We start from the raw sequence: 11,779 nt of genomic DNA, 5'->3' as shown, positions 1-11,779 counted from the left end.
ATATGGCACATGGGCCGATCTGCATTACGACGCCTCCGCCATCGTCATGCGTCCCGCCATGGCGCTGACCCTCAACGGCATCGCCCAAGGCTATATCGCCGATCGCATCGCGCGGCTATTCCGGGCCGAGGGGCTGACTGACATCATGATCGACACCGGCGAATTGCATGCGCTTGGCGGTCATCCGGAGGGCGGTGACTGGCCGGTGACGCTTGATGGCGGTGCCCCCCGGCGGCACATAGCGCTGCGCGACCGTGCACTGGCCTCTTCCGCGCCCCTGGGAACGGTGTTTGACAAGGCGGGCACGGCGGGCCACATCCTTGACCCCCTCAGTGGCCAACCTGCGCAACCCCTCTGGCGCCTGGTCAGCGTAAGCGCCGACAGCGCCGCCATGGCCGATGCTCTGAGTACGGGTATGTGCCTTATGTCCGCCAAGGAAATCCACGCCGCTGCCGCCGCGATTAAGGGGGTCAGGGTCGTACATCTGGCAACCCTCGAATGATCCCGATGCAGGCTGTGTGATGCTGCCCGCCGATGTCCTCCTGCGGTTGGCCGCAAGGGGGCAGGGGCGCTTGGCATCCGCATCGCGCTCTTTCAAATCGAATTGGTATTTACAATACCTATTCGTGGGCGTATCTGCAAATGCAAGTCTCAAATCTTTAAGGCATCGCATATGAGTCGCACCGCCGAGAAAATGCGCGCTTGGAAGGGCCCCGCGCTTCTGGCCTATGGGTTTCGCCCATTCTTCCTTGGTGCAGCGCTTTGGGCCGCGATCGCCATGACGCTCTGGGTGGCGGCACTCAGCGGCCAAATGGTGCTTCCGACAGCGTTTGATCCCGTCTCCTGGCATGCCCATGCCTTCCTGTTCGGATATCTGATGTCGGTGATTGCCGGGTTTCTTCTGACGGCAGTCCCGAACTGGACGGGGCGGTTGCCGATTGTCGGCTGGCCCCTTGGCGGGCTGTTTTGCCTTTGGATCGCCGGGCGGCTGGCGGTGACCTTTTCCGCAGGCCTGTCGCCGGTTGTTATCGGATTGGTCGATCTGGCCATGCCAGCCACGCTTGCGCTCGTCATTGCGCGGGAAATCGTTGCGGGCAAGAATTGGCGCAACCTGATCGTGCTGGCGATGCTTATGATCTTCATTCTGGGAAATGCTGTGTTTCACTGGGAAGCCGCACGCGGAGATTACGCCGCCCAGGGCTATGGTCTGCGCATCGGACTTGCTGCGGCGATCATGATGATCGCGGTCATAGGTGGGCGCGTGGTGCCGTCTTTCACGCGAAACTGGTTGGTCAAGCGGGGCGCGGGTAGGTTGCCCACGCCACCGATGCAGCGGTTTGACAAGCTGGCGCTCTTGACCTTGCTGCTTGGCCTTGCCCTCTGGGTTGCCTTGCCCTCGGCCTGGCTTGCCGGTGCGGTTTTTGCTCTCGCTGCCGGTCTGCATTTCTTCCGGTTGCGGCGTTGGGTTGGGCTGTCGACCCTGTCCGAGCCATTGGTTTTCATCCTGCATGCGGCCTATTTTTTCATCCCGCTTGGGGGGCTGGCCCTTGCCGCCGAGATCGTCCTGCCGGAATTGTCCACCTTGGGGGCGGTTCAGCACCTGTGGATGGGCGGAGCCATTGGTCTCATGACGCTGGCGGTCATGACACGGGCGACGCTTGGGCATACCGGCCAGGTGCTGACCGCCGGGCCTGGCACCTGCATGATCTACGCGGCCATCGCGCTTGCAACTCTCCTGCGGGTATCGGCCGGAGTCTGGCCCGGAGGCACTATGACGCTTTACGCGGCCTCAGCTGTGTTCTGGATCGCTGGTTTTGTCGGCTTTGCGGTGATCTACGGCCCATTGCTTTTGCGCCATCCGCCCGCCAAAGCGGTTTAGGGCGGCGCCAAGTCCCTAAGTGGAGTCGTCGTCAATCAATGGGCTCGGTTTGGCAAAGCGCATCAGATCAGCGACGTCGGTGATCACGATATGATTGCCCGCAACCTTTACGCCGAAAGGTTCCAGTCCCTTGAAAGAGCGGCTCAGGTTTTCGGGGGTCATCCCCAGAAATGATGCCAGGCGTCGCTTTTCCATCATCAGATCAAACTCGTCTGTTCCGTTCCGCTGTCTTTGGCGCAGCAGATAGTTCGCCAGGCGTTCCAGCGATGTACGAAGTTTGAGGTCCTTGGTGTTTTTGACAATGGCGCGATAACACTGCGACAACTCTGTTACGATCGCACGGGCAAAAACACTGTCTGAATCGAAGAGACGCCGCACGTCCTCGGACGGAAGCAACACGATCCGGCTCTTTTCCAAAGTCCGCGCCGACATCAGATAGGGCGCGCCCCTGATGGTCGCGGCAAGAATGAACGTCGAAACCGGACGCACGGTCGCCAGGCTGGTTTCGCGCCCGTTCCAGGTTGAAAAAAGATCGACGGAGCCGGAAACGACGACATGCAGAAAGTCGGGCAATTCGCCTTCGGTTATCAATTCGATGCGGGGCGGAAAATTCTGGACATAGGCCCCTCGCATGAGGGCCTCGAAATTGCCCATGTCCATTTCGGCGAATAGCGCGAGATCGCGGACTTCTTGCCTATACGAGTCGGACATTCGTCTGCTTGCGCCTCTTGCTGCTCCCATCACACATCATTCGCAGTCACTTGATAATTGTCAAGCCGTCGATTGATGCCGTCTCGTCTTTGGTTTGATCTGTCGGGCCCGGTGACATGATGAATGTCGGCAACCCATTTATTTTGCTAACTAATTTTCATTATTTGATCTGCATCAACAGATTCCACGCCAAGAGCGGGCACTTCCGTCGCAACTCGGAACAGCAGCATCAAGCCTGCAAACGGCGGAGGGACCGTGATGGAACTTCAAAACAAGGCCACAGCACTGTGGTCAAATTTCTTCAACGTAAAGATGGTGCAGATCAGGACCTTCCACATGACGTGGTTTGCGTTCTTTTCGTGCTTTTTCGCGTGGTTCGGCATTGCACCGCTGATGAGCGTGGTACGCGACGAACTTGCTCTCACACCGAACCAGATTGGCTGGGCCATCATCGGTTCGGTCTCGATGACAATATTCGCCCGGCTGTTCATCGGCTGGCTCTGTGATCGGATCGGGCCGCGGAAATCCTATACCTGGCTGCTTTTGATCGGGGCGCTGCCGGTCATGGGGATCGGCCTGTCGTTCAACTTTGAAACCTTCCTTTTGTTCCGTGTGCTGATTGGTGGCATCGGGGCTGCCTTCGTAATCACGCAGTACCATACCTCTGTCATGTTCGCGCCCAATGTGGTCGGGCAGGCGAATGCCACATCCGCAGGCTGGGGCAACCTGGGCGGCGGTGTTACCCAATTCGTCATGCCGCTTCTGTTCTCGGTCATGGTTGTGGGCTTCGGCTTTTCCGAGGCGGTGGGCTGGCGTCTGTCGATGGTCGTGGTCGGTATCATCATCTTTCTGACAGGCATCGGTTACTATTTCCTGACACAGGATGCGCCGGACGGCAACTTTGACGACCTGCGCGAGCAGGGCCGGATGGAAGAAAAGAAGAACGTCACCGGCAATTACATGCAGGCCCTCAAAGATCCGCGGGTCTGGATTCTGTTCGTCATCTACGGCGCCTGCTTTGGCATCGAGCTGACGGTCAACAACGTCGCGGCGCTCTACTTCATGGATTATTTCGACCTGAGCCTTGTGGCCGCCGGTTTTGTCGCCGCGTCCTTTGGCCTGATGAACCTGTTCGCCCGGACGCTCGGGGGGCTGTTCGGTGACAACTTCGGATCGCTCTGGGGGCTTAAGGGCCGCGCCTTCTGGCTGTTCGTCTGCCTGTTCTTCGAAGGCTGTGCGCTCATGGTGTTCAGCCAGATGCAGGTGCTTTTCCTGGCGCTGCCCTCTCTCATCGTCTTCTCACTGTTCACGCAGATGGCGGAAGGGGCCACTTACTCGGTCGTACCCTTCATCAACAAACGGGCGCTTGGTGCCGTGGCCGGTGTGGTCGGCGCGGGCGGCAATGCCGGCGCGGTCCTGGCGGGTTTCCTGTTCAAGAACGTGATCGACTGGTCCGAGGCCTTCTTCATCCTCGGCGTGGTAGTCACCGCCGCCTCTTTCCTTGCCTTCTTTGTGCGCTTCTCGACCCGGCAGGAAGATGAGGAACGCGCCAATTTCGCGATCGCGAACATCGAGATCCTGCGGCTGCGGGCGTTTAAGGCCAACGCTGCACTGGAAGAGGGGCTGATCGCCATATCCAAGAAAAACGGCAGCCAACCGGCTGAATGACATCGAACCCCGGCGGGCCGACAGCGGCCCGCCACAAAAGAAAACCGCCACCACGGGAGGACCCCATCATGGCGATCACCGCAACCACATCCACCAACAGCGGCTATATGCTGACCGACTGGCGGCCAGAAGATCCGCAATTCTGGGCCAGCGAAGGCAAGCGCATCGCGACCCGCAATCTCTGGATTTCGATCCCCAACCTGCTTTTGGCCTTCTCGGTCTGGATGGTCTGGTCGGTCGTTGTCGCCAAGATGCCCGCCATCGGATTTGATTTCTCGGTGGGCGAACGGTTCTGGCTTGCGGCCCTGCCTGGCCTGTCCGGCGCGACGCTGCGCATCTTCTACAGCTTCATGGTGCCGATTTTCGGAGGGCGCAGATGGACGGCCATCTCGACCGCCTCCCTGCTCTTGCCGGCCATCGGCATCGGCTTTGCCGTCCAGAACCCCGATACAAGCTACTTCACCTTTCTGGTCCTTGCCCTGATGTGCGGTTTCGGCGGTGGCAACTTCGCCTCTTCGATGGCCAATATCGCCTTTTTCTATCCGAAGAAAACCAAGGGCAATGCGCTTGCTCTGAATGCGGGCCTTGGCAACCTCGGGGTGTCCGTCATGCAGTTTGTGGTGCCGATCGTTATCACGATGGGGGTCTTCGGTGCGATTGGCGGCGAACCGCAACAGCTCTCCGACGGCGGTCAGCTTTTCATTCAGAATGCCGGGTTCATCTGGGTGCCGTTCCTTGCCGTCAGTGCGATTGCCGCCTGGTTCGGCATGAATGACATCGCGGATGCCAAGTCTTCCTTTTCCGAGCAGTCGATCATCTTCACCCGCAAGCACAACTGGGTCATGTGTGTGCTCTACACCGGCACCTTCGGTAGCTTCATCGGCTATGCCGCCGGTTTCCCTCTGTTGATGCGCACGCAGTTCCCGGAAGTTGACGTGCTGCGCTATGCCTTCCTTGGTCCGCTTGTCGGTGCCCTGTCTCGCGCCGCAACCGGCTGGATTTCCGACAAGTTCGGCGGCGGCCGCGTGACCTTCTGGTGTTTCCTCGGGATGATCGTCGCGGTCCTGGGCGTCTTGCAGTTCCTGCCGTCCGAGGCTGCGCCTGCTGGTAACTTCTGGGGCTTCTTCGCCTGCTTCATGGCGCTGTTCTTTCTGACCGGAGTGGGCAATGCATCGACCTTCCAGATGATCCCGTCGATCATGCGTCAGGAAGTGCCTCGGCTGATGCCCAATCTCGATAAGGCCGCAACCCTGAAGCAGGCCGAGCGCGAGAGCGCGGCCATCATCGCCTTCACCTCGGCCATCGCAGCCTATGGGGCGTTCTTCATCCCCAAGCTTTATGGCACGTCGATCGCCATGACCGGTGCCCCGAATGGCGCATTGTGGGTGTTCCTCAGCTTCTACGCTGTCTGCGCCGTGATTTGCTGGGCCTTTTACAGCCGCAAATCCGCACCGGTGCCGTGCTGAGCCAATAGAAATCCCGCCGCGCCGCTTTGGTGGCGCGGCCCCCGCATTCAGGAGAAAATGACATGAGCCACCTGCTCGACAGATTGAACTTCCTTCAGTCCAAGGAACTCGAACGGTTTTCGAACGGACACGGGCAGGTGACCCGTGAAAACCGTGACTGGGAAGATACCTATCGCAACCGCTGGCGCCATGACAAAATTGTCCGCTCGACCCATGGTGTGAACTGTACCGGGTCATGCAGCTGGAAGATCTACGTCAAGTCCGGCATCGTTACCTGGGAAACCCAGCAGACCGACTATCCGCGCACCCGCGCCGACCTGCCAAATCACGAGCCGCGCGGCTGTGCACGCGGTGCAAGCTATAGCTGGTATCTCTATTCCGCCAACCGCGTGAAGAACCCGCTGGTGCGTGGCCGCTTGATGAAGGTCTGGCGCAAAATGCGCGAAACCATGGATCCGATTGCGGCCTGGACCAAGCTGCAAGCTGATCCGATACTGCGCGCCTCTTACGTCGAAACCCGCGGCAAAGGTGGGTTCGTGCGAGCCACATGGGATGAGGCGACCGAAATTACCGCTGCGGCCAACGCCTACACCGCCAAGACATATGGCCCCGACCGCGTGTTTGGCTTTTCGCCCATTCCGGCCATGTCGATGGTCAGCTATGCCGCCGGTTCGCGTTACCTGTCCCTGATGGGCGGTGTCTGCATGTCGTTTTACGACTGGTACTGCGATTTGCCGCCTGCCTCGCCCATGACATGGGGCGAACAGACCGACGTGCCTGAGAGTGCCGACTGGTATAATTCCGGCTACCTGCTGCTTTGGGGGTCCAACGTGCCGCAGACACGGACGCCGGATGCGCATTTCTATACGGAAGCGCGCTACAAGGGGACCAAATCCGCCGTCATCTGCCCGGATTACTCCGAGGCCGCCAAGTTCGGCGATGTCTGGCTGAACGCCAAGCAGGGCACGGACGCGGCATTGGCGATGGCATTTGGTCACGTGATTCTGCGCGAATTCCACCTGGATCGTCAGACCGAGTATTTTGAAGAGTATACCCGCAAGTACTCGGATTTTCCGATGCTGGTAAAACTGGATGAAAAAGACGGCAAGCTTGTGCCGGGCCGGTTCCTGCGCGCCGACGATCTTGACGGCAAACTGGGCGAAGATAACAACCCCGAATGGAAAACCGTGGCCTTTGACGAACTGTCCAAAGGCTACGTCGCGCCCAATGGCTCTGTCGGGTATCGCTGGGGTGAAGACGGGGAATGGAACCTCGAAGAGAAGGCGAAAGAAGCCGAGACTAGGCTCAAGATGAGCTTTGTTCTGGACGAGGATCACGATGATGTGGTCGGCGTGGGTTTTCCCTATTTTGGCGGCGAGGCCTATGGCCAGTTCAAGACCGATGCGGACCACCCCGACGTTCTGACCCGCAACATCCCGGTCAAAAAGATCAAGACGGCGGATGGTGAGATCGCGGTTGCGACCGTCTTTGACCTGTTTTGTGCCAACTACGGGCTTGACCGCGGCCTGGGGGGCGACTGGGTTACCTCGGATTACGCCAACGATATGCCCGGCACGCCTGCCTGGGCCGAGAAGATCACCGGCGTTCCCGCAGATAAGATCATCCATGTTGCGCGCGGTTTCGCCGATAACGCCGAAAAGACCAATGGCAAGTCGATGATCATCATCGGTGCCGCGATGAACCACTGGTTCCACATGGACATGAACTATCGCGGTGTCATCAACATGCTGGTGATGTGTGGCTGTGTCGGTCAATCCGGTGGCGGTTGGGCGCACTATGTGGGCCAGGAAAAACTGCGCCCGCAGACCGGCTGGCAACCGCTGGCCTTTGCTCTCGACTGGAACCGCCCGCCGCGGCACATGAACTCGACCTCGGCGTGGTATGCGCATACCGATCAGTGGCGTTACGAGACCCTGAAAGCGGATGAAATCCTGTCGCCGACGGCGCCTGCGGGTGATTGGGACATCAGCCTGATCGACTACAACATCCGGGCCGAACGCATGGGCTGGCTGCCGTCTGCTCCGCAACTCAAGACCAATCCCTTCGAGGTTGCCAGGGCCGCAAAGGCGGCAGGCAAGGAAATCCCTGCCTATGTCGCCGAGAACCTGAAGTCCGGCGATCTGGAAATGTCTTGCGAGGATCCGGACAACCCCGCCAACTGGCCGCGCAACCTGTTTGTCTGGCGTTCGAACCTGTTGGGATCCTCCGGCAAGGGCCACGAATACTTCCTCAAGCACCTGCTTGGTACGGACCACGGGGTCATGGGCAAGGATTTGGGCGAAGACGGCGGGCAACTGCCGAAAGAGGCCAGATGGCACCCGGATGCGCCACGCGGCAAGCTCGACCTGCTGGTGACCATCGACTTCCGGATGAGCACGACCTGCGTCTACTCCGACATCGTTCTGCCGACGGCCAGCTGGTACGAAAAGGACGATATGAATACCTCGGACATGCACCCGTTCATTCACCCGCTGCAAGCGGCGGTGGACCCGGCCTATGAAAGCAAATCCGACTGGGAAATCTTCAAGGCCATTGCCAGGAAGTTTCAGGAGATCGCGCCGGGCTATCTGGACAAGGAAACCGATATCGTCGCCCTGCCGATCCTGCACGACACCCCAGCGGAGATTGCGCAGGATCAGGTCAAGGACTGGAAGAAAGGCGAATGTGACCTGATTCCGGGCAAGACCGCGCCGGCATTCGTGGCGGTCGAGCGGGATTACACCGCGATCTATGACCGCTTCACGGCCCTTGGTCCCCTGCTGGACCAGCTTGGCAATGGCGGGAAGGGCATCAGCTGGAACACCCAGGACGAGATCGACAACCTCTCGGCCCTGAATGGTGTGCAGCTGGATGGCTCCGCAGCAGGGCGCCCCAAAATCGAAACGGCGATCGACGCTTGCGAAGTCATCCTGATGCTGGCGCCTGAAACCAACGGCAACGTTGCCGTCAAGGCCTGGGAGGCCCTGGAAAAGGCGACCGGGCGCGAACATGCACATCTGGCAGAAGGCGAGCATGGTCAGAAAATCCGCTTTCGCGACATCGCGGCACAACCCCGCAAGATCATCTCGAGCCCCACATGGTCAGGGATCGAGAGTGAGAAGGTAAGCTATAATGCGGGCTACACCAACGTGCACGAGCTGATCCCGTGGCGAACGCTGACCGGGCGACAGCAGCTTTATCAGGATCACCTGTGGATGCGGGCATTCGGCGAAGGCTTCATGTCGTACCGCCCTCCGGTGGACCTCAAGACCATCACGGCGGATGTGCAGGACAAGGGCGACAACCTTGTATTGAACTTCATCACACCCCACCAGAAATGGGGCATCCACTCCACCTATAGCGACAACCTGTTGATGCTGACGCTGAACAGGGGCGGCCCGGTGATCTGGATCAGCGAGAACGATGCGCGGTCTGCCGGGATCGTGGATAACGACTGGGTCGAGCTTTACAACACCAACGGTGCCTTGACGGCGCGGGCGGTAGTGTCTCAGCGGATCAAGGACGGCACGACGTTCATGTATCACGCACAAGAGAAGATCGTGAACACGCCCGGCTCTGAGAAAACCGGACATCGCGGGGGGATCCACAACTCCGTCACCCGCGCGGTTCTGAAACCCACCCACATGATCGGCGGCTATGCCCAGCAATCTTACGGTTTCAACTATTACGGCACCGTGGGGTCGAACCGGGATGAATTCGTCGTCGTAAGGAAGATGAAGAAAGTGGACTGGCTCGACAAGGAAGAGAGCCGGAAAGCACCTGCACAGGAGGCAGCAGAATGAGAATCCGCGCACAAATCGGCATGGTGCTGAACCTCGATAAATGCATCGGGTGCCATACGTGTTCCGTCACCTGCAAGAACGTCTGGACGAGCCGCGATGGCGTTGAATACGCCTGGTTCAACAACGTGGAAACCAAGCCCGGCACCGGCTATCCGACCGATTGGGAAAATCAGGACCGTTGGAAAGGGGGCTGGGAACGCACCAGGGCGGGCAAGCTCCAGCCCAAGCAGGGGAGCAAGTGGCGGATCCTGTCCAACATCTTCGCCAACCCGGCGATGCCGGAGATCGACGATTACTACGAGCCGTTCGATTTCGACTATGACCACCTGAAATCCGCCCCGGAAATGGAGGCATTCCCAACGGCGCGTCCGCGCTCCAAGATCACTGGTGAGCGGATCGAGAAGATCGAGAAAGGCCCGAACTGGGAGGAAATCCTTGGAGGTGAATTCTCGAAGCGGTCCGAGGATTATAACTTCGAGGGTATTCAGAAGGAGATCTACGGGGAGTATGAGAACACCTTCATGATGTATCTGCCCCGGCTCTGCGAACACTGCCTTAATCCGGCCTGTGCATCGTCCTGCCCGTCTGGAGCTATCTACAAGCGTGAAGAGGACGGCATCGTCCTGATCGACCAGGAGAAATGCCGCGGCTGGCGGATGTGTGTCTCGGGATGTCCCTACAAGAAGATCTACTACAACTGGTCCTCCGGGAAGTCCGAGAAATGCACGCTGTGCTATCCGCGCATTGAAAGCGGCAACCCGACGGTCTGTTCGGAAACCTGCGTGGGGCGCATCCGGTATCTGGGCGTGATGCTCTATGATGCCGACAAGATCGAAGATGCGGCCAACATGGAGAACGAACAGGACCTTTATGACGCGCAGCTTGGCGTGTTTCTCGACCCCAACGATCCGGTGGTCATCGAAACCGCCCGTGCCGATGGCATCCCGGAAGACTGGATCAAGGCCGCGCAGGAAAGCCCGATCTGGAAAATGGCGATGGAATGGAAGGTCGCCTTCCCGCTGCATCCCGAATACCGGACGCTGCCGATGGTGTGGTACATCCCGCCGCTTTCGCCGATCCAGAACGCAGCAGAAGCAGGGGCGATTGGCACGGATGCGGGTATGCCCGACGTCCGGAACCTGCGTATTCCGGTCCGATATCTGGCGAATATGCTGACGGCGGGCGATGAGGCGCCGGTTGTGACCGCGCTGGAACGGATGCTGGCGATGCGGTCGTATATGCGGTCCAAGACCATCGAAGGCGTCATCGACGAGGCGATCGCGGCGCGCGTTGGCCTGTCGGGGCGCGTGATCGAGGATATGTACAAGATCATGGCCCTTGCCGATTACGAGGATCGCTTTGTCATCCCGACCACGCACCGTGAGCAGGTCGAAGAAGCATATGACCTTCGCGGTGGATGCGGCTTTACCGACAGCAACGGATGCTCCAGCGGCATATCGAAAGGGTCGCTGTTCGGCGGGTCCAAGAAACCCCTCAAAATGCCATCGGAGGTGATGTGATGGACCGCACACTAAAAGCCCTGTCGCTGATCCTGAGCTATCCGACACGCGAGTTGCAGCTTGCCATGCCCGAGATCGGCGCCGTTCTGGCGTCGGATACGCGGCTGACGGCAGCAGCACGCCGGGCCCTGCGGCCGCTGGTAGAGGATCTTGCCGGGCGCGACATTTATGACCTCGAAGAACAGTTCGTCCTGCTCTTCGATCGGTCGCGCACGTTGTCATTGAACCTGTTTGAACACGTCCACGGCGAAAGCCGCGATCGTGGCGGTGCAATGGTGTCGCTGGTCGAAACCTATCGGGCAGGCGGGTTCGATCCCGTCACCTCGGAGCTGCCTGACCATTTACCTGTCCTTTTGGAATTCCTGTCGACGCGTCCCTTCGTCGAAGCACAGGATACTCTGGCGGACGCGGCCCATATCTTTGAGGCCTTGAACGCGCGGCTGAGCCGGCGGGAAAGCCCCTATGGTGCCGTGTTCGCCAGCCTTTTGCAGCTGGCAGGCGTGAACGCTGATCAAGAGGCCGTGGCCGAGATGCTCGCGCAACCCGATGACGATCCCACCGACCTGGAGGCCCTGGACGAGGTGTGGGAGGAAAGTGAAGTGCTTTTTGGCCCGGACCCCAATGCCGGCTGTCCGCAAGTGCGCGACATGCTGGCGCGCATGGACACCCCTCAAAATACGACCCTGCCCATCAATCCCGCCCCGCGGCACGCGGCAGAATAGGGAGTAAGGA

The 11,779-nt window shown here is 59.5% G+C and carries 8 protein-coding genes; 7 read left to right on the top strand and 1 reads right to left on the bottom strand.

Annotated elements, in window-relative coordinates; all coding sequences use genetic code 11:
* Both QZ522_RS06765 and QZ522_RS06760 read left to right on the top strand, forming a co-directional pair.
* On the top strand, positions 1-502 hold a 502-nt coding region (locus QZ522_RS06765; RefSeq protein WP_294608956.1), incomplete at its 5' end, for an FAD:protein FMN transferase.
* Positions 503-673: 171 nt separating this feature from the next.
* Positions 674-1,879: an NnrS family protein gene (locus QZ522_RS06760; protein ID WP_294608954.1), complete on the top strand. Its 1,206-nt coding sequence runs from the start codon at positions 674-676 to the stop codon at positions 1,877-1,879.
* A 15-nt stretch (positions 1,880-1,894) separates the two neighbouring features.
* Here QZ522_RS06760 and QZ522_RS06755 read toward each other — a convergent pair whose 3' ends face one another.
* Positions 1,895-2,590, bottom strand: a complete 696-nt coding sequence (locus tag QZ522_RS06755) for a cyclic nucleotide-binding domain-containing protein (protein WP_294608958.1) — start codon at positions 2,588-2,590, stop codon at positions 1,895-1,897.
* 258 nt (positions 2,591-2,848) lie between these two features.
* Between QZ522_RS06755 and QZ522_RS06750 the strand changes: the two genes are divergently transcribed.
* From QZ522_RS06750 to narJ, 5 genes are all read left to right on the top strand, one after another.
* Complete coding sequence (locus tag QZ522_RS06750) at positions 2,849-4,258, top strand: MFS transporter (RefSeq protein ID WP_294608952.1); 1,410 nt, start codon at positions 2,849-2,851, stop codon at positions 4,256-4,258.
* A gap of 68 nt (positions 4,259-4,326) precedes the next feature.
* Complete coding sequence (locus tag QZ522_RS06745) at positions 4,327-5,724, top strand: NarK family nitrate/nitrite MFS transporter (protein WP_294608950.1); 1,398 nt, start codon at positions 4,327-4,329, stop codon at positions 5,722-5,724.
* A 62-nt stretch (positions 5,725-5,786) separates the two neighbouring features.
* Positions 5,787-9,527, top strand: a complete 3,741-nt coding sequence (locus QZ522_RS06740; protein ID WP_294608948.1) for a nitrate reductase subunit alpha — start codon at positions 5,787-5,789, stop codon at positions 9,525-9,527.
* Entirely contained in the window at positions 9,524-11,047 is a 1,524-nt protein-coding gene (gene narH / locus QZ522_RS06735) for a nitrate reductase subunit beta (protein ID WP_294608946.1), read from the top strand. The genes QZ522_RS06740 and narH overlap by 4 nt, the downstream gene beginning before the upstream one ends.
* Positions 11,047-11,769 carry a nitrate reductase molybdenum cofactor assembly chaperone gene (gene narJ / locus QZ522_RS06730; RefSeq protein WP_294608944.1) on the top strand — a complete coding sequence of 241 codons (723 nt, stop codon included), beginning with the start codon at positions 11,047-11,049 and terminating at the stop codon, positions 11,767-11,769. Before narH ends, narJ begins: the two co-directional genes overlap by 1 nt.
* Positions 11,770-11,779: the final 10 nt, after the last annotated feature.

It is taken from the genome of uncultured Roseovarius sp. (assembly GCF_913054395.1).
GTDB lineage: Bacteria > Pseudomonadota > Alphaproteobacteria > Rhodobacterales > Rhodobacteraceae > Roseovarius.
This window is presented reverse-complemented; position numbering and strand designations above follow the sequence as displayed.